At 66.6% G+C, this 18,270-nt stretch carries 17 protein-coding genes; 4 read left to right on the forward strand and 13 right to left on the reverse strand.

Features of this window, described 5'->3' with window-relative positions; all coding sequences use genetic code 11:
- Positions 1–112: 112 nt before the first annotated feature.
- The 4 genes from DT074_RS00710 (at position 113) to DT074_RS00725 (ending at position 3,705) form a co-directional block, all read left to right on the forward strand.
- The gene (locus tag DT074_RS00710; protein WP_368744357.1) at positions 113–682 is read left to right on the forward strand and encodes a TRAP transporter small permease subunit; all 570 of its coding nucleotides are present in this window, start codon (positions 113–115) and stop codon (positions 680–682) included.
- Entirely contained in the window at positions 679–2,202 is a 1,524-nt protein-coding gene (locus DT074_RS00715) for a TRAP transporter large permease (RefSeq protein ID WP_368744358.1), read from the forward strand. The genes DT074_RS00710 and DT074_RS00715 overlap by 4 nt, the downstream gene beginning before the upstream one ends.
- Entirely contained in the window at positions 2,199–2,420 is a 222-nt protein-coding gene (locus DT074_RS00720; RefSeq protein WP_119417870.1) for a hypothetical protein, read from the forward strand. The genes DT074_RS00715 and DT074_RS00720 overlap by 4 nt, the downstream gene beginning before the upstream one ends.
- Positions 2,421–2,601: 181 nt before the next feature.
- The gene (locus DT074_RS00725) at positions 2,602–3,705 is read left to right on the forward strand and encodes a TRAP transporter substrate-binding protein (protein WP_119417871.1); all 1,104 of its coding nucleotides are present in this window, start codon (positions 2,602–2,604) and stop codon (positions 3,703–3,705) included.
- A gap of 66 nt (positions 3,706–3,771) precedes the next feature.
- On the opposite strand, the gene DT074_RS00730 is transcribed toward DT074_RS00725, so the two are convergent.
- The 13 genes from DT074_RS00730 to DT074_RS00785 all read right to left on the reverse strand — a co-directional run bounded on the left by DT074_RS00730 (position 3,772) and on the right by DT074_RS00785 (position 18,124).
- Positions 3,772–5,445, reverse strand: a complete 1,674-nt coding sequence (locus DT074_RS00730; protein WP_119417980.1) for a TRAP transporter large permease — start codon at positions 5,443–5,445, stop codon at positions 3,772–3,774.
- A gap of 73 nt (positions 5,446–5,518) precedes the next feature.
- Positions 5,519–6,019 carry a TRAP transporter small permease subunit gene (locus DT074_RS00735; protein WP_368744360.1) on the reverse strand — a complete coding sequence of 167 codons (501 nt, stop codon included), beginning with the start codon at positions 6,017–6,019 and terminating at the stop codon, positions 5,519–5,521.
- A 168-nt stretch (positions 6,020–6,187) separates the two neighbouring features.
- Positions 6,188–6,934, reverse strand: coding sequence for an arginyltransferase (locus DT074_RS00740; protein ID WP_119417873.1), 747 nt, complete (start codon positions 6,932–6,934; stop codon positions 6,188–6,190).
- Positions 6,935–7,021: 87 nt separating this feature from the next.
- Positions 7,022–8,641 carry an ABC transporter ATP-binding protein gene (locus DT074_RS00745; protein ID WP_119417874.1) on the reverse strand — a complete coding sequence of 540 codons (1,620 nt, stop codon included), beginning with the start codon at positions 8,639–8,641 and terminating at the stop codon, positions 7,022–7,024.
- Position 8,642: 1 nt separating this feature from the next.
- A complete protein-coding gene (locus tag DT074_RS00750; protein WP_368744361.1) occupies positions 8,643–9,581 on the reverse strand; it encodes an ABC transporter permease in 939 nt (312 codons plus the stop codon).
- Positions 9,578–10,519 (reverse strand): ABC transporter permease, encoded by a 942-nt coding sequence (locus DT074_RS00755; protein ID WP_119417875.1) that lies wholly within the window; start codon positions 10,517–10,519, stop codon positions 9,578–9,580. The genes DT074_RS00750 and DT074_RS00755 overlap by 4 nt, the downstream gene beginning before the upstream one ends.
- A 31-nt stretch (positions 10,520–10,550) precedes the next feature.
- On the reverse strand, positions 10,551–12,143 hold the full coding sequence (locus DT074_RS00760) for an ABC transporter substrate-binding protein (RefSeq protein WP_119417876.1): 1,593 nt from the start codon (positions 12,141–12,143) through the stop codon (positions 10,551–10,553).
- 172 nt (positions 12,144–12,315) lie between these two features.
- Positions 12,316–13,146, reverse strand: coding sequence for a hypothetical protein (locus DT074_RS00765; RefSeq protein ID WP_119417877.1), 831 nt, complete (start codon positions 13,144–13,146; stop codon positions 12,316–12,318).
- Positions 13,143–14,594, reverse strand: coding sequence for an N-acyl-D-amino-acid deacylase family protein (locus DT074_RS00770; protein ID WP_119417878.1), 1,452 nt, complete (start codon positions 14,592–14,594; stop codon positions 13,143–13,145). The genes DT074_RS00765 and DT074_RS00770 overlap by 4 nt, the downstream gene beginning before the upstream one ends.
- A gap of 35 nt (positions 14,595–14,629) precedes the next feature.
- A complete protein-coding gene (locus DT074_RS00775) occupies positions 14,630–15,472 on the reverse strand; it encodes an O-methyltransferase (protein ID WP_119417879.1) in 843 nt (280 codons plus the stop codon).
- The gene (locus DT074_RS00780; RefSeq protein WP_368744366.1) at positions 15,469–16,755 is read right to left on the reverse strand and encodes an O-acetylhomoserine aminocarboxypropyltransferase; all 1,287 of its coding nucleotides are present in this window, start codon (positions 16,753–16,755) and stop codon (positions 15,469–15,471) included. Before DT074_RS00780 ends, DT074_RS00775 begins: the two co-directional genes overlap by 4 nt.
- 54 nt (positions 16,756–16,809) lie before the next feature.
- A complete protein-coding gene (locus tag DT074_RS28395) occupies positions 16,810–17,298 on the reverse strand; it encodes a CoA-binding protein (RefSeq protein WP_368744362.1) in 489 nt (162 codons plus the stop codon).
- Positions 17,299–17,314: 16 nt separating this feature from the next.
- Positions 17,315–18,124 (reverse strand): enoyl-CoA hydratase, encoded by an 810-nt coding sequence (locus DT074_RS00785; RefSeq protein WP_119417880.1) that lies wholly within the window; start codon positions 18,122–18,124, stop codon positions 17,315–17,317.
- Positions 18,125–18,270: the final 146 nt, after the last annotated feature.

Genomic DNA, 18,270 nt, shown 5'->3' on the forward strand with positions numbered 1-18,270 from the left:
CGGGCTGTTGCCGGCTTCGCGCCGATGTAGGTACACTCGCCGGGGTATCGCCGAACAAGGCAGACGTGACCGGAGGCGGCGCACCGGCGCAGAAATTGGGGGAGGGCGCAATTTGCAAGCGCTGATCGCGTTCGTGCGCGCTGCCGACGCCTGCACCACCACCGTCGGTCGTATCGTTCAGTGGTTCTCGGTCGGGACTGTGCTGGTTTGCGCCGCTGTCGTGGTGCTGCGCTACGGCTTCAGCATCGGCTTCGTGTGGATGCAGGAGCTCTATGTCTGGATCCACGCCGCCGTGTTCATTCTCGGCGCCGGCTATGTCCTGATGCGCGACGGTCATGTCCGGGTCGACATCTTCTATGCGCAATGGCGTCCCAGGACCAAGGCGGCCGTTGAGCTTGTCTCCTCCATCGTCTTCCTGGTGCCCTGGCTGGCGCTGCTCGGCTGGACCACCTGGCCCTTCATGATCCTCTCCTGGGAGGGGCGGGAGCCTTCCGACCAGCTCGGCGGCATGCCGGCGCTGTATCTGCTGAAGGCTTGCCTCATGCTGTTCGTCGTCTTCATGAGCTTGGCCATGCTGGCGGTGATGGCGCGCTGCATTCTCGTGCTGCTCGGGCGCGAGGAGTTCCTGCACGGCAAGCGCGAGGAGCAAGTGGCGGAAATCCCGAGGCCTGGCTCATTGTGACCCTGTTCGGCCTGACCCCCGGCGACATCCTCGCCATCCTTCTGTTCGTCAGCGTGCTCGCCAGCCTGCTGGTGGGCTACCCCATCGCCTTCTCGCTGGCCGGATCGTCGATCCTCTTCGGCCTGGTCGGCAACGCCTTGGGCGTCTTCGACTGGTCGTTCATGAGCGCGCTGCCGCCGCGCTATCTCGGCATCATGCGGAACGAGGTGCTGGTCGCGGTGCCGCTCTTCGTGTTCATGGGATTCATACTTGAACGATCCGGCATCGCCGAAGACCTGCTCATCACCATGGGCCAACTGTTCGGCAAGCTGCGCGGCGGGCTCGGCATCTCGGTGGTGATCGTCGGCGCCATGCTGGCGGCCTCGACCGGCGTGGTCGGGGCGACCGTCGTCACTATGGGCCTGATCAGCCTGCCGGCGATGCTACGGGCCAAGTACGATCCGCGGTTGGCGACCGGCGTGATCTGCGCCTCGGCCACCTTGTCGCAGATCATTCCACCTTCGACGATCCTGATCGTGCTCGGCGACCTGCTGGCCGGCGTCAACCAGCAGGCCCAGGCCAAGCTCGGGAACCTCGCGCCCGATCCGGTCTCGGTCGGCGATCTGTTCGCCGGGGCGCTGTTCCCAGGCCTCATTCTGGTCGGGCTCTACATGCTCTGGATGGTCTACAAGGCGGTGATGGAGCCGATGAGCTGCCCCGCCATCGCGCTCGTCGGCGAAGAGCTGCGCGGCCTGCCGCGCCGGGTGCTGCTCGCCATGGTGCCGCCCCTGCTGCTCATCGTCGCGGTGCTGGGCAGTATCCTCGGCGGCGTCGCCACCGCGACCGAGAGCGCATCGATCGGTGCGCTCGGTGCCGTGCTCCTGGCGGCGCTCAATCGGCGGCTCAGCCTCGATATGATCCGCCAGGCCAGCCACAACACCATGATGACGGCGGGCCTCGTCTTCGTCATTGTGCTCGCGGCCTCGCTGTTCAGCCTGACCTTCCGCGGCCTCGGCGGCGAGCATCTGGTGGAGCAAGCGTTGACCAACACGCCGGGCGGCCGGGTCGGCGCGCTGCTCATCGTCATGGCCGTGATGTTTCTGCTCGGCTTCTTTCTCGATACCTTCGAGATCATCCTGATTACCGTGCCGATCTGCGGCACGGCGCTGCTCCTGCTCGGCTACAACCCGGTCTGGCTCGGCGTGATGATCGGCATGAACCTGCAGACCAGCTTTCTCACGCCGCCCTTCGGCTACACGCTGTTCTATATGCGGGGCGTCGCCCCGGCTTCGGTAACGACGCCGCAGATCTGGTCCGGCGTCTTCCCGTGGATCACCTTGCAGGTCATCGGCATGCTGATGCTGTGGTTCTATCCGCAGATCGCGACCTGGCTGCCCGAGTACATCTTCCGGGAGGAGAGCGCGATTGTCGCGCCGCAATCACTCGATCAGCATGGCGTGCCGAAGGAAGACGACCTCACCGTGCCGTTCGAGGATCCCAAGGGCGAGGGCGAATACGAACTGCCGGGAACCCTGAAATGACGCAGCTCGGCGTCGACGCGATCGTTGCGGTGGTCGCGCTTGTGATCTGGGCGATCACGTTCCTGCCCGTGCGGCGCGCGGTCCGGCGGCTGGTGGGCGAGGATGGGCGCAGCGGCAGTCCGATGGCGGCGGAAGCCGTCATGCTGGTCCATCTGGCGACGCTGGTCGTGGCAATGATCGCCGCGCTCGATTTCGGCCTCGAACTCTGGCTGCACTGATAACGCACCGTCATCCGGGCGGCGTCGGCGCCGCGCGACTTCTTAACCATTCTCCATCGATTGCCGGGCGACCAAGGCAGGGCTTGCTCCGACAAACCTTTACGGCTAAGTGGCGCTACAAAGTCCGGCGCGGGAGGCGTGCCCGGACCGCAACACCGCGCGGAGCGGAGGAGACAGTAGAATGCAACGACGCAAATTTCTGAAAGGTGCCGGCGTGGGGGCGATCGGCGCCGGGGCGGCAACGTTCGCCGCGCCCGCCATCGCCCAGTCGATGCCGGAAGTGAAGTGGCGCTGCGCCTCGAGCTTCCCGAAGAGCCTCGACACCATCTTCGGTGCCGGCGAGATCATGACCAAGGCCTTGGCCGAGGCCACAGACAACAAGTTCCAGATCCGCATCTATGCCGGCGGCGAGATCGTGCCGGGCCTGCAGGTCGCCGACGCGGTGCAGGCCGGCACCGTCGAATGCGGCCATACCGCCTCCTACTACTATATCGGCAAGGACCCCACCTTCGCCTTCGACACGGCGGTGCCGTTCGGCCTCAATGCCCGCCAGCAGGACGCCTGGATGATACATGGTGGCGGCCGTCAGCTGATGAACGAGTTCTTCAAGGACTACAACATCCACGCGATCACCTGCGGCAATACGGGCGCCCAGATGGGCGGCTGGTTCCGCAAGGAGATCAAGTCGGTCGACGACCTGAAGGGCCTGAAGTTCCGCATCGGCGGCTTCGCCGGCCAGGTGCTCACCAAGCTCGGCGTCGTGCCGCAGCAGCTCGCCGGCGGCGACATCTATCCGGCGCTGGAGAAGGGCACGATCGATGCGGCCGAGTGGGTCGGCCCCTATGACGATCAGAAGCTCGGCTTCAACAAGGTGGCGCAGAACTACCTTTATCCGGGCTGGTGGGAAGGCGGGCCGCAGCTCTCCACCTTCGTCAACACCGCGAAGTGGGCCGAACTGCCGAAGGCCTATCAGGCGGCGCTGGAGAATGCCTGCGCCAAGGCGCATACCTGGATGGTCGCCAAGTACGATGCGCAGAACCCGAAGGCGCTGCGCGAGCTGGTCGGTGCCGGCACCAAGCTGGCGCCGTTCCCGACCGCGGTAATGGAAGCCTGCTACGCTGCGGCAGTCGAGCTCTACACGGAAACCGCGGCCAAGAACCCGAAGTTCAAGAAGGTCTACGATTCCTGGAAGGCGTTCCGGAACGAACAGGTGCTGTGGTTCCGGGTCGCCGAGAATACGTTCGACAACTTCATGGCGCGTACGTCGGCCCAGAACAAGCTCTGAGCCCAGGCACAGCCGGCTGCGAGGGCCCGCCGCAAGGCGGGCCCTTTCTTCTTGCGCGGCTTCTTCCTACTTGAACTGCACCGGGGGCGGTGGCGGCTCGTCCGAGAGGCCGCCCGGCATCGGCAGCTCGATCTTGACCTTGGAGGGATCGATCTTGGGGCCGCTGTCGAGACCGGCGGTGACCAGTCCCGGGAAGGCGATCACGATCGCCACCATGATCACCTGGATCACCACGAAGGGCACCGCGCCCCAATAGATCTGCGCCGTGCTGACGCCGTCGATCATGCGTCCGCTCGGCTTGTCGAAATAGGGTTTATCTGCCGCGACGCTGCGCAGGTAGAACAGCGCGAAGCCGAACGGCGGATGCATGAACGACGTCTGCATGTTGACGCCGAGCAGCACGCCGAACCAGATCAGGTCGATGCCGAGCTTGGCGGCGACGGGACCGAGCAGCGGCACGATGATGAAGGCGAGCTCGAAGAAATCGAGGAAGAAGGCGAGCACGAAGACCAGGATGTTGACGACGATCAGGAATCCGACCTCGCCGCCCGGCAGCCCCAGCAGCAGGTGCTCCACCCAGATGTCGCCGTTCACGCCATAGAAAGTCAGGCTGAAGACGCGGGCGCCGATCAGGATGAAGATGACGAAGCAGGACAGCTTCGCCGTCGAGTTCATCGCCTGGCGCAGCAGGTCGAAATTGAGCCGCCGATAGGCCATTGCCAGGATAAGCGCGCCCGTCGCCCCCATGGCGCCGCCCTCGGTCGGCGTCGCAACGCCGATGAAGATGGTGCCCAGCACGAGGAAGATCAGGGCCAGCGGCGGCATCATGACGATGACCACCTGCTGGCCGATGCGGCTGAGCAGGCCGAGGTTGAGGAGGCGGTTCGCCTGCGCCAGCACATAGGCGACGAGGCCGACAAAGGCAGCCGCCCATATGCCGTGCCAGTCCACCAGGTGGCTGAGCGCCAGGCCGCCGGCAATGCAGGCGGCGACCAGGACGCCGAGCGAGGTGTAGCCGGCGCTGCCGTCGTCCTCGCGAATGGTGCGGGCCTCGAGCGGCAGGGCCGGCGCGCTGGAGGGCTTCAGAACGGTTCGGCCGAGCACATAGCCGAGGTAGAGGGCGGTCAGCACCAGGCCGGGCAGCAGGGCGCCCTGGTACATGTCGCCGACCGACTTGCCGAGCTGGTCGGCGAGCACGATCAGCACCAGGCTCGGCGGGATGATCTGGGCGAGCGTGCCCGAGGCGGCGATGACGCCCGAGGCAAGCTGCCGGTCGTAGCCGTAGCGCAGCATGATCGGCAGCGAGATCAGGCCCATGGAGATGACCGAAGCCGCCACGACGCCGGTCGTGGCCGCGAGCAGCGCGCCGACCAGTACCACCGCATAGGCGAGGCCGCCCGGCAGCGGACCGAACAGCTGGCCCACGGTGTCCAGCAGATCCTCCGCCATGCCGCTGCGCTCGAGGATCAGCCCCATGAAGGTGAAGAACGGCACCGCCAGCAAGGTGTCGTTCTCCATGATGCCGAACAGCCGGTTCGGCAGCGCCTGGAACAGTGCGGGCTGCAACAGGCCGAGCTCAATGCCGATGATGCCGAACAGCAGGCCGCAGGCGGCGAGCGAGAATGCCACCGGATAGCCGAGCAGCAGGAACACCACCATCGAGGCGAACATGATCGGCGCCATCTCGGCGCGCAGGAACCCGGCGAGAGCGCCGTCCGAGTTGAAGATGGCGGTGCCCATGACGAGGGCGAAGGCCGCCAGAAGGGCGAAGAAGGCGCCCCGGCCGAAGCTCATTCTCTTTCCCCCGGATTTCTCAGTGCGGTCCCGATTTCTCGCCATGCGGGTCGGGAATCAGGCCGCGCATCACGGCCACCCGTTTGACCAGCTCCGACAGCCCCTGCGCCAGCAGCAGGCCGAAGCCGACGATCATCATCAGTTTCACCGGCCAGCGGATCAGGCCGCCGGCATTGCTCGACATCTCGCCGGTGACGAAGGCGTCCAGGAAATAGGGCCAACTCTCGTAGAGCATGATCACGCAGAGCGGGAGCAGGAAGAGAACCTGGCCGACCACCTCGATCCAATTGCGCGTGCCGCGGTCGAGATGCGAATTCACGATGTCGATGCGGATATGCTCATTGTTCAGCAGCACATATCCGGCGCAGCCCATGAAGATGGCGCTGAACAGGTACCACTGCAGTTCCAGCCAGGCATTGGAGCTGGAATCGAATACCTTGCGGATGACGGCATTGGTCGAACTGACCAGGACAACCACCAGGACCAGCCAGTAAATCAGCCGTCCGACGCGTCCGTTCACTTCATCTACAAAACGGGACGCGGACAATAGCAGCCCCATGGGAGCGCCTCCCAACCCAACGATTGTTGCCGGATTTCCCAGACGATGTCGGCGCGCAACCTAGTCGGGGCCGGCGCTCTCGGCAATCCGCTTCGGGCTGGTCGAACGGAGGCCGGTAGGGCCGTCGGCTCAGGCGGCGGCGCGGGCCGGGGTCGGGGTATCGAACGGTCGCCAGCCGTCGGGCCCGAGCCGCTCCAGCGGCCGGAACTTGGCCTTGTAGGCCATCTTGCGGCTCTCGGCGATCCAGTAGCCGAGATAGACGTAGCCGAACTGGCGCTCCTGCGCCGCCGACACATGCCAGAGGATGATGAAGGTACCGGGGCTCAGATGGGCGAAATCGGGATCGAAGAAGCTGTAGACCAGCGAGAAGCCGTCGCGCATGCGGTCGGTCAGGCAGATCGCGTAGAGCTGGCCGTCATCGCGCCGGAACTCGGCCAACACGCTGTCGACGGGGGTCTCTTCGATCATCGCCCGGTAATCGGCAAAGTCCATGTCGGCCATGCCGCCGCCGGCATGGCGCGCCTCCAGATAGCGCCGGAACAGGGCGAAATGCTCGCGCGTCGCGATCGCCGGCACCAGGCGCACGGTCATGCCCTCATGCCGTTTCAGGACGCGACGGTGGGGACGGCTGGTGGCGAAGTCGGGCACTGGGATGCGCACCGGCACGCAGGCATTGCAACCCTCGCAGGCCGGGCGATAGGCGAGGTCCTGGCTGCGGCGGAACCCGGCCTGGCTCAGCGCCTCGTGCAGCCGGTCGGGGTCTTCGCCGGCAAGTAAGGTTACGACCTTGCGCTCCAGCCGGTCGGGCAAGTAGGGGCACGGCGTCGGCGGTGTCGCGAAGAAGTGCCGCAGCGGAATTTGTACGCGTTGCTTCACCCGCACGCCTCCCCGTGCCGCAGGGATCCCACCCGGGCGAAGACTAGCCTGATTTGGGCCGGCCGTGAACCGCCGCGAATCGAAGCCTCATGCGGCCTCGAAATGGCCGAAATCCCAGCCTTTTCCGGGGGCGGCGGCCAGAAGCTCGCGGGTATAGGCATGGGCGGGATTGCTGAACACCTGGGCCACCGGACCGTACTCCACCACCTTGCCCTTCTGCATCACCGCGATGGTTTCGCAGACCTGCGCGGCGACCCGCAGATCGTGGGTGATGAACAGCATGGCGAGCTTCAGCTTCTCGCGGATGTCGTCCAGCAGGTTCAGCACCTGGGCCTGGACCGAGACGTCGAGCGCGGAGACCGCCTCGTCGGCGATCAGCAGCTCGGGCTCCATGGCCAGCGCCCGGGCGATGCAGATGCGCTGGCGCTGGCCGCCGGAGAACTGGTGGGGGTAGCGGTCGAGCGAATTGACATCGAGCCTGACCAGGTTGAACAGGTCGCGGGCGCGCGCCAGCGCCGCCTCGCGACCGAGGCCATAGTTCATCGGCCCTTCGATCACGCTGTCGCCCACCGTGCGCCGCGGATTGAGCGAGCGGTAAGGATCCTGGAACACGATCTGGATGCGGCGGCGGTGCTTGCGCAGCAGGCGGCTCGCCAGCGTCCCCACCTCGTCGGGCCCGAGAAACACCTTGCCACCGGTCGGGTCGATCAGCCGGGCGATGCAGCGGGCGACCGTCGACTTGCCGGAGCCGCTCTCGCCGACGATGCCGAGTGCTTCGCCCCGGCGGATCTCGATCTCCACATTGTCTGCAGCATGCACCGGCCGCGCCTTCTGGAAGAAGCTGCCGCCGCCATAGATCTTGGAGAGCTTCTCGGTGCGCAGCACGATCTGTGCTGCGGCGTCGCGGTCGCGGTGCTTCGGCACCATGCTCGGCACCGAGGCGATCAGCATGCGGGAATAGGGATGCGTCGGCCGGCGCAGCAGTCCTTCGGTCGGGCCCATCTCCACCAGGTCGCCGAGGCGCAGCACGGCGACGCGGTCGGCGATCTCCGACACCACGCCGAAATCGTGGGTGATGAACAGCACGCCCATGCCACGCTCGCGCTGCAGGTCGCGGATCAGCTCCAGGATCTGCGCCTGCGTGGTCACGTCGAGCGCCGTGGTGGGCTCGTCGGCGATCAGGAGGGCCGGCTCCAGGATCAGCGCCATGGCGATCATGATGCGCTGGCGCTGCCCGCCGGAGAGCTGATGCGGGTAGCTCGCATAGAGCCGCTCCGGATCGGGCATGCGCACCCGTTCCAGCATGGCGACGATTTTCTGCTTGCGTGTCGGCGCGTCGAGGCGGGTATGGGTGCGCAGCACCTCGTCGATCTGGTCGCCGCAGGTCATGACCGGGTTCAGCGCGGTCATCGGCTCCTGGAAGATCATCGACATGCGGGTGCAGCGCAGGTCGCGCAGCCGCGCCTCGTCGACCAGGCGCAGGTCCTCGCCGTCCAGCAGGATCTCGCCGGCGGTCACCTTGAGCGCCGGTGGCAACAGGCCCATCACCGCCTGCGCGATCACCGACTTGCCCGAGCCCGATTCACCGACCAGGCAGACGATCTCGCCCGGATCGACCTTGAGGTTCACGCTCTCGACGGCATGGCGCCGGTCGCCGCCGCGCGGCAGCGCGATGGCGAGGTTGCGAAGCTCGAGGACCGCCCGCATGTCAGATCCGCTTGCCGAGGCGGGGGTCCAGGCTGTCGCGCAGGCCGTCGCCCAGGATGTTCACCGCCAGCACCGTCACCGCCAGGAACAGGCCGGGGAACATGATCATGTGCGGGTGGATGCGAAAATAGCTGCGGCCCTCGGCCATGATGTTGCCCCAGGTCGGCACGTCGGGCGGGATGCCGATGCCGAGGAAGGACAGGATCGCTTCGACCAGCATGGCCGAGGCGCAGATGAAGGTGCCCTGCACGATCAGCGGTGCGAGCGTGTTCGGCAGGATGTGCCGGATCAGGATCAGCGGCGTCGACGTGCCGACGGAGATCGCGGCCTCGACATAGGGCTCCTCGCGGATCGACAGCACGACCGAGCGCACGAGCCGTACGACGCGTGGGATTTCCGGCACCACGATGGCGAAGATCACGGTCACGAGGCCGGCGCCCCAGAGCGAGACAAGGCCGATGGCGAGCAGGATCGCCGGTATGGCCATCATGCCGTCCATGAAACGCATGACGATGCCGTCGAGCCAGCGGATGTAGCCGGAGACGAGCCCTATCGTAAGCCCGATGGCGATACTGATCACCGCCACCGCGATGCCGACGATCAGCGAGACGCGGGCGCCGTAGAGCACGCGGCTGTAGATGTCGCGGCCCAGGCTGTCGGTACCCATCCAGAACTTGCGCGGCGCCATCTCGCCGGAAGCCTGCATGACGTTGCGCTCGATGCCGGGCTTGACGTTGCGCACGACCGGATTGATCGCCTTGGGGTCGACGGTGCCGAGCAGGGGCGCGGCGAGGCCGATCAGCATCATCAAGGCGACGATCACGGCGCCGATGGCGACGCTCTGGTTCTTCGCGACCCGGGAAAGCAAGCCCTGCTTGCGCGCGGCCGCGGCCGTCGCGGCGACGTCGATCTCGACCTGGTCTTCAACGCGGGCGGTCAATAGCGGATCCTCGGATCGAAGAAGCTGTAGGCGATGTCGATCACCAGGTTGATCAGCACGTAAACGAAGGAGAACATCAGGATCACCGCCTGGATCACCGGAAAGTCGCGCGCCAGCACGGCGTCGACCACCAGACGGCCGAGGCCGGGAATGTTGTAGACGCTCTCGGTCACGATGGCGCCGCCGATCAGCAGCGCGATGCCGATGCCGATCACGGTGACGATCGGCACGGCGGCGTTGCGCAGCGCGTGCCGCATCAGGACGACGCGGTCGGTCAGCCCCTTGGCGCGGGCGGTGCGGATGTAATCCTCGCCCAGCACCTCGATCACGCTGGCCCGGGTGATGCGGGCGATCAGCGCGACATAGATGATGGCGAGCGTGACGCTCGGCAGGATCATGCGCAGCAGGAACTCGCCCAGATCGTCGGTGAAAGACCGATATCCCTGTACCGGCAGCCAGTTGAGCTGCACGGCGAAGACATAGATCAGCAGATAGCCCACCACGAAGACCGGCACCGAGAAGCCGAGCACGGAAAAGCCCATCACCACGCGGTCGATCCAGCCGCCGCTCCGGTGCGCGGCCAGCACGCCGAGTGGAATGGCGATCAGGACGGCCAGCACGATGGTGCAGACCGACAGTGCGAGCGTCGGCTCGATGCGCTGCACGATCAGCTCAGCCACCGTCTTCTTGAAGAAGAAACTCTCGCCGAAATCGCCCTGCAGGCTCTTGGCCGACCAGATCACGAATTGCGAGATCAGCGGCCTGTTGAGGCCGAGCTTCTCGCGGATCTCCTCGACCTGCTCTGACGTGGCGCTGTCGCCGGCGATCACCGCTGCCGGGTCGCCGGGCGTCAGGCGCAGCATGAGAAAGACGAAGACCGCCACCATCGCGAGAACCGGGATGGTGGCGATCAGCCGTCTGGCGATGAAGATCAGCACGGGTTCCGACCGAACGTCGGTGCGGTCCCGGCTATTTCTTGGCGATGTTCCAGAACACCGTCACCGGCGCCTGCACCGCGCCGGAGAGCCGGTCCTTGCGCATCAGCTGCGGCAGGTACCACTGCCCGAGATAGGCATAGGTGCCGTAGTCGAGCGCGCGGAGCTGCACCTTCTCGGCGATCTGCTTCTTGGTGGCGTCGTCGGTCGCCATCGCGAAGTTGTCGCGCAGCTTCTCCATCTCGGGATCGCAGGGCCAGCCGAACAGCGCCTTCTCGCAGGACGAATTCAGGAAGGCGGTCATGACCGGGTTCAGGATGTCGGCAGCCACCCAGGAGGTGAGGAAGGCATTCCAGCCGCCGGCATTCGGCGCATCCCGCTTGGCCCGGCGCGCCACCAGGGTCTGCCAGTCCATCGACTGCATGTCGACCTTGAAGCCGCCCTTCTCCAGCAGGTCCTTGGCAACCGGCGCCAGGTTGTTGAGCACGAACAGATCGGTCGAATGCATCAGGACGACGGGTGTCCCGTCATAGCCCGCTTCCTTCAGCAGCGCCTTGGACTTGTTGAAGTCGGACTTGATCAGGATGTCCCCGCCCTTGTCGGTGGCCAGCGGCGTGCCGCACATGAACATGGCGGGGCACACCTTGTAGAAGTCCGGATCGCCGAACACCGCCTGCAGGAACGGCTCCTGCGAGAAGGCCGCGATCGCCGCCTGGCGGATCTTCTGGTTGTTGAACGGCGGGTGCAGGTGGTTGAAGCGGATGACGTACTGGTTGCCCAGCACGTTCGCGTTGAACATCTCGATGTTCTTGTCGTTTTTGACCAGCGGCAGCAGGTCGGCCTGCGGCGATTCGATCATGTCGATCTCGCCGTTGATCAGCGCGTTCATCGACGTCTGGTGGTCGGGGATGGCGACCCATTCGACGCGGTCGACCTTGACCACCTTGCCGCCTGCCAGCATGTCGGCCGGCTCGCTGCGCGGCTTGTACTTGGTGTTCTTGACGTAGACGGTCTTGTCGCCCGGCTTCCACTCGTCCTTCTTGAAGATGAAGGGGCCGGAGCCGGTATTGTCGGAGATCTGCTCGGTGCCCGGCGTCTCGGCGACGCGCTTCGGCATCATGAACGGCACGTTGGAGCTCGGCTTGCCCAGGCTCTCGAGCACGAGGCCATAGGGCACCTTGAGCACCAGCTTGAAGGACTTGGTGTCGACCGCCTCCAGCTTGTCGACCACGCCCATCAGCTTCTGGCCCATGGCGTCGCGGCTACCCCACCGCTTGATCGAGGCGATGCAGTCTTCCGCCGTCACCGGCTGGCCGTCGTGCCAGAGCAGGCCGTCGCGCAAGGTGAAGGTGTAGGTCAGCTTGTCGGCGCTGATATCCCACTTCTCCAGCATCTGCGGCTTCGGCGTCAGCTTGGAATCGTACGCGATCAGCGTGTCATAGATCATGTAGCCGTGATTGCGGACGATGTAGGCCGTGGTCCAGATCGGATCCAGGATCTTCAGGTCCGAATGCATCACGACGCGCAGCGTGCTCTCCGCCGCCGCGGGCGTCGCAACCGACGTCAGACCCGCACCTAGCGCCATGAGCGCGCCGGCAGTGAGGCCGACAAACTTCCCGTAAGACATATTTGCCCTCCCAGAGTGGCTTCGAAGACCGGGGCAGTACCCGCCTGCCAATGGCAAGGAACATGCCAGACGGTGCCCCTTTCGTCTCGCTGGGGCAGGTTAGCGCAAATCCTGGGCAACTAGAAATGCCCACCGTCGATGCTGGCCAATCACGCGGCATCCTGCCGCGATTTCAGGCGGGCAACACGGGAAGGTTGTGGCGCAGCAGGCGACAGATGGTGACCATCTTTCCGATCGGGTGCTCGACGAAGCGGGTGATCGCCTGGCACGCCGCCGCAGCAACCTCCGCGGGCGGCGGTGTCGGCTGCAGCCGGTCGGCCAGCAGCGTCGCCCGGTCGCGCGCCGTCGCCAGATTGGCCGCGATGGCGGGCGCCAGCCGCCCCTCCGCATCGAGGGGGGCGAGCAATGCCCAGATCAGGGCGAGGAAGCCCGGCCAATGGGCGAGATGGCGATACATGCTGGCGACGATACGCCCGTCGTCGCGCTCGCCGATCAGGTTCAGGCGCTGCACCAGCGCCGCGGTGGCGGGCGTCATTTCGCCCGCGGCGAGCAATCGGGGCAGGGGGCCGTCCAGGGTCGGCTCTGGCATTGCGGCAATCTCGCCGGGCATGCCGGCCTCGCCGTCCAGCCGCCGGAGCAGCGCCGACAGGGCGATCAGGTTGGTGGTGTTGCTGCGGTCATAGCTGGCCAGCACCGCGGCGATGCCGCGCTCGGCCGCGGCATCGATGCCGGCGGCGCCCAGCACCTCGCGCGGCACGCCGGGCAGCGCCGGCAGCGTCAGCTCGCGGCGATAGGCCGCGGCGAGCGCCGCCGCGCTGCCGTCGACATAGACCGGCCGCACCGCGCCCCAGGCCCAGGCCAGCGCGCCGGGAAAGGTGGCGAGGTGCCGCCAGACCAGGTTCACCACCGGCGTGCCCTGCGAGCGGCGGATGTCGTCGTAGAGCGCCGCGATCTCGCCGGTCGCCGCCGCCTCGGTGATCGCGGGGACCGGGTCGCCGCTCACGCCGCGAGCTGGTCCTGCCGTTTCAGCACCTTGCCGGGCCGGTTGCCGGTCGCCTTGCCGTCCTGCCAGACGGCGACGCCGTTCGCCATCACGAGATGCACGCCCCTGGCCGGCTGGATCGGCTTCTCGAAGGTCGCGGTGTCGATGATGGTCGCGGGATCGAACACGCAGATATCGGCGAAGGCGCCGGGCTTGAGGAAGCCGCGGTCCTTCAAGCCGAAATTGGTCGCCGAGAGGCCGGTCATGCGGCGCACCGCGTCCTCCAGCGGGAACAGGCCGAGGTCGCGGGAATAATGGCCGAGCACGCGCGGGAAGGTGCCCCAGAGCCTGGGATGCGGATGCGCGTCGCCCGGAATGCCGTCGGAGCCGACCATCGCCTTCTCGTGGCTCAGGATGCGGCGCACGTCGCCTTCATCCATCATGAAGTAGATGGCGCCGCCGGGGACCAGCCGCTTCGCCGCCTCGAGCGGCGTCATCTGCATCTCCCGCGCGAGTTCGGCAAGATCCCGGCCGCGGGCCTCCGGCATCACCTGCGAGCCGGTGATCAGCACCTTCTCGGCGCGCTCGATCATCTCCGGGCGCAGAATGGTGGAGCCGGCGATATAGGGATAGACGTCGAAACCGACCGGCTGGCTTCGCATCGCCGCCTCGATCTGCGCGAGCGTCTGCGGCGAGCGGCCGAAATTGACCCGGCCGTTGCACTTGTGGTGCGAGATGACGGTGCGCCCGCCGGCCGCGCGGCCGATGGCGAAGGCCTCCTCCAGCGCCTCGGTAATGTGCTCGCCCTCGTCGCGGATATGGGCGGTATAGACGCCCTTGGCGGGCCCCAGCGGCTCGACCAGCTCGATCAGCTCCTCGGTCTTGGCCGGCATGGCCGGCGGGTAGAACAGGCCGCTCGACATGCCGATGGCGCCGTCCTCCAGCGCGCCCTTCAGCATCGACTTCATCTGGCCGATCTCGTCGGCGCGGGCATGCCGGTTCAGGTCGTCGCCCATGACCGACATGCGAAGCGTGGAATGGCCGACCAGGAAGGCACCGTTGATCGCGGGCTGCGCCGCCTCCACCTTGCCGAGAAACTCGCCCATGGTGGCGCAGACCAGGCTCGTATCCTTGAACAAGAGGCCCAGCACCGAACCGATGCCGCGCGTCTTGTCGTAGGGCGCGGCGGAGGCGCCGCAATTGCCGCAGATGACAGTGGTGACGCCCTGGCTCGCCTTCATCTCCATGGCGGGCGTCTCGATCAGCGCCGCGTCGTCATGCGTGTGTACGTCGATGAAGCCGGGCGCGACTGCGAGGCCGCCGACATCCACCGTCTTCGCCGCCGCGCGGCCGGCAAGGTCGCCGATGGCGCTGATCCGCCCGGCCTTGATCGCCACATCGGCCTGGAAGCGCGGCGCTCCCGTGCCATCGAACACCGTGCCGCCGCGCAGAATCAGATCGTCACTCATCGCACCCTCCGAAATCCGGCGGCGATGCTAGCCGCTCAGCCGCGCAGACGCACCAGGCTGATGCCGTTGTGGCGCGATTGCCAGGTGGCCGGGGCAAGATCGGGCGCCGGCAGGCGCTCGGCGAGCAGCGCGCGGGCCGACAGCGCCTCCGCCGTCACCACATGATGGAACTTCCGGCCGCGATAGGTCCAGGCTATCTCGGTGCCGGGGGCGATCGCCGGGTCGGACAGCATGGCGGCGGTCGGCGCCGGCGGATCGCCAGTGACGAACATCGCCTCGGCCGGCACGTCGTCGTCCAGGATCACGGTGCGGAAGCCTCGTTGATGCGCCTCGCGCAGGCGCCGGGCATGGCTCACATGGTCGTCGAAGAAGACCAGGCTCTGCGGGCTCTCGGCGTTGAGGTCGCCGAACCCGGTCCAGTCGCCGAGCCGGTACTCGATGCCGGGCTCGCGATGCTCCAGGTTCTCGTGCTCGATATCGCAGGTGACGATGCGCGCCGCGGGCGCCGCCTGGCGGAACAGCCAGGCGGTGTGCCCCTTCCAGGTGCCGCATTCGACGATCAGCACCGGGTTCAGCGCCCGCGCCAGCGCGAACAGCACGAGCGAGCCGTTGAACGCGGTGCCGCCGGCATTGTCGCGCACCGGGCGGCGCGCATAGACGCCGAGGAACTCCTCGATCAGCGGCCGGGCGACAAGGCCGAGATGGGCCTCGCGCAGATAGGGATCGAGCAGCGCCGCCGTCCGGTCGATCAGCCGATCGCGGAACGGGCCCGGCAGCGGCAGGTCGTCGCCGCCCTTGTCCGACTTGCGCAGCACCAGCCGCCAGCGCGGCAGCACATGGCGGTTCAGCGTGCGGACGACACTCGCCTTGACGTTCACGTCTGGGCGAGCGCCTGGTCGAGGTCGCGGATCAGGTCGTCCACCGTCTCGATGCCGACGGAGAGGCGGACGACGTCGGGGCCTGCACCGGCGGCGGCAAGCTGGTCGGGGGCGAGCTGGCGGTGCGTGGTGGAGGCGGGGTGGATGATCAGGCTCCGCGTGTCGCCGATATTGGCGAGGTGGGAGAAGATCTCGACCTGCTCCACCAGCTTGACCCCGGCGTCGTAGCCGCCCTTGACGCCGAAAGTGAAGACGGCGCCGGCGCCCTTCGGCAGGTATTTCCGGGCGAGCCGGTGATACTTGTCGTCCTCGAGCCCCGCATAGGAGACCCAGGCGACCTTCGGATGGCTCTTCAGGAAGCGGGCGACGGCCAGCGCATTCTCACTGTGCCGCTGCATGCGGAGCGCCAGCGTCTCGATGCCGGTCAGGATCAGGAAGGCGTTCATCGGCGCCAAGGTCGGGCCGAGATCGCGCAGGCCCACGGCGCGACAGGCGACGGCAAAGCCGAGATTGCCGAAGGTCTCGTAGAAGCGGAGCCCGTGATAGCTCGGCGTCGGCTCGGTCAGTGCCGGGAACTTGCCCGGCACCTTGTTCCAGTCGAACTTGCCCGCCTCGACGATCATGCCGCCGAGCGAATTGCCATGCCCGCCGAGGAACTTGGTCAGCGAGTGCAGCACGATGTCGGCGCCCCATTCGAACGGCCGGCAGAGATAGGGCGAGGCCAGGGTGTTGTCGACGATCAGTGGCACATGCGCGTCCTGCGCGACCCGCGCGACCGCCTCGATGTCGCAGACCACGCCGCCCGGATTGGCCAGGCTCTCGATGAAGATCGCGCGTGTCTTCGGCGTGATGGCGCGCTTGAAGTTGTCCGGCTCGTCCGGGTCGACGAACACGCCCTTCCAGCCGAAGCGCTGGAAGCTGTAACCGATCTGGGTGATCGAGCCGCCATAGAGCTTGCGCGAGGCGATCAGCTCGTCGCCCGGCTGCATCAACGTGTGGAAGGCGAGCAGCTGCGCGCCGTGGCCGGAGGCCGCCGCGCAGGCCGCCGTGCCGCCCTCCAGCGTGGCGACGCGCTCCTCCAGCACCGAGACGGTCGGGTTGGTCAGCCGCGAATAGATGTTGCCGAAGACCTGCAGGTTGAACAGCGAGGCGGCGTGATCGACATCGTCGAACACATAAGCCGAAGTCTGGTAGATCGGCGTGATCCGCGCCCCCGTGGTCGGATCCGGCGAAGCCCCCGCATGCACCGCCATAGTCTCGAAGCCGGGCCTGGTGTTGGTCATGGTCGGCGTCTCCTCACGCACGAAATTCCTCCCCGCCGGGGGAAGACTTTTAGACTACCGCCCCACCGGCCGTTTGCGCTTGCTGGAGATCACGTTGGTCGTCACGCCCATCCAGCCGATCTCGCCGGAGAGGCGGCCGTATTCGATCTTCGGGCAGCGGTTCATCACCACCTTCAGCCCGGCTGCCTCGGCCCGTTTCGCCGCCGCTTCGTTGACCACGCCGAGCTGCAGCCACAGCACCTTGGCGCCGATCTCGATCGCCTCTTCGGCGATCGGCGGGATCGCCTCCGCGTTGCGGAAGCAATCGACCATGTCGACCTTGACCGGAATCTCCTTAAGCGAGGCATACACCTTCTCGCCCAGGATTTCCTGGTCGGCCGCGCCCGGGTTCACCGGGATGACCCGGAAGCCCTTCTCCTGCAGGTATTTCATGGCGAAGTAGCTCGGCCGATTCCAATTGGCCGAGGCGCCCACCATGGCGATGGCCTTGCAGGAATTGAGGATGCCGAGGATGTACTCGTTCGGGTAACTCGAGTGGTCCATCAGCAATCTTTCCCCGTCATCCGTCTTTCCACTGCGGGGTGCGCTTCTGCAGGAACGCGTCCACGCCTTCCGCCGCGTCGCGCGCCATCAGGTTCTCGGTCATCACACGGCTGGCATAGGCATAGGCCTCGTCGAGCGGCAGTTCGAGCTGGCGGTAGAACGCTTCCTTGCCGATCTTCAAGGTGTAGCTCGATTTGCTCGCGATCTGCGCTGCGAGCGCCGTCACCGCGCGGTCGAGCTCGGCTGCGGGCACCACGCGGTTCACCAGGCCGATGCGATGTGCAGTTGCCGCATCGGCGAGGTCGCCGGTCAGCAGCATCTCCATCGCGTGCTTGGGCGCGACATTGCGCGACAGCGCCACCATCGGCGTCGAGCAGAACAGGCCGATATTGACCCCCGGCGTGGCGAAGCTCGCGACATCGGCGGCGACCGCTAGGTCGCAGGAGGCGACCAGCTGGCAGCCGGCGGCGGTGGCGACGCCGTGCACGCGGGCGATCACCGGCTGCGGCAGGCGTACGATCGAGGTCATCATCGCGGCGCATTTGGCCAGCAGCCGCTCGTAGAAACCGCGGTCGACATTGCCGCGCACTTCCCTGAGGTCATGCCCGGCACAAAAGCCCGGGCCGGCGCCGGCGATCACCACCACGCGGGCCGATTTGTCGTCGCGGATGCGGGCGAGCTCGGCCTGAAGCGCATCGATCAGCGGCTCCGACAGCGCGTTGCGCGCCGCCGGGCGGTTCATGGTCAGAGTGACGATGCCGGCTTCGTCGCGGCGGAGCAGCAACGGCTCCGCCGGCTCTGGCGGCGGGGCGGGAACGGCGCTCATCGGTTCCTCCTTCGGACGCGGGGATCATAGCGCCGCGGTCTGCCGCGAACAGCCTGCCTGGCCCTGCGTCAACGGGACCTGGGCAATTCCACCTTTCGTTAACCAGCAGATGCGAAACCTGCGACCATAGTCTAAGCATTCGTACA

This window comes from Desertibaculum subflavum, from assembly GCA_003576705.1.
GTDB classification, from domain to species: domain Bacteria; phylum Pseudomonadota; class Alphaproteobacteria; order Ferrovibrionales; family Ferrovibrionaceae; genus Desertibaculum; species Desertibaculum subflavum.

Bases quoted from the DNA above. Each gene is read 5' to 3' on its own strand.
- DT074_RS00770 (WP_119417878.1), bottom strand. From the start codon at position 14,594: ATGAGTGACGATCTGATTCTGCGCGGCGGCACGGTGTTCGATGGCACG.
- DT074_RS00760 (WP_119417876.1), bottom strand. From the start codon at position 12,143: ATGTCTTACGGGAAGTTTGTCGGCCTCACTGCCGGCGCGCTCATGGCG.
- DT074_RS00745 (WP_119417874.1), bottom strand. From the start codon at position 8,641: ATGCGGGCGGTCCTCGAGCTTCGCAACCTCGCCATCGCGCTGCCGCGC.
- DT074_RS00725 (WP_119417871.1), top strand. From the start codon at position 2,602: ATGCAACGACGCAAATTTCTGAAAGGTGCCGGCGTGGGGGCGATCGGC.
- DT074_RS00730 (WP_119417980.1), bottom strand. From the start codon at position 5,445: ATGGGCACCGCCATCTTCAACTCGGACGGCGCTCTCGCCGGGTTCCTG.
- DT074_RS28395 (WP_368744362.1), bottom strand. From the start codon at position 17,298: ATGGACCACTCGAGTTACCCGAACGAGTACATCCTCGGCATCCTCAAT.
- DT074_RS00780 (WP_368744366.1), bottom strand. From the start codon at position 16,755: ATGACCAACACCAGGCCCGGCTTCGAGACTATGGCGGTGCATGCGGGG.
- DT074_RS00720 (WP_119417870.1), top strand. From the start codon at position 2,199: ATGACGCAGCTCGGCGTCGACGCGATCGTTGCGGTGGTCGCGCTTGTG.
- DT074_RS00785 (WP_119417880.1), bottom strand. From the start codon at position 18,124: ATGAGCGCCGTTCCCGCCCCGCCGCCAGAGCCGGCGGAGCCGTTGCTG.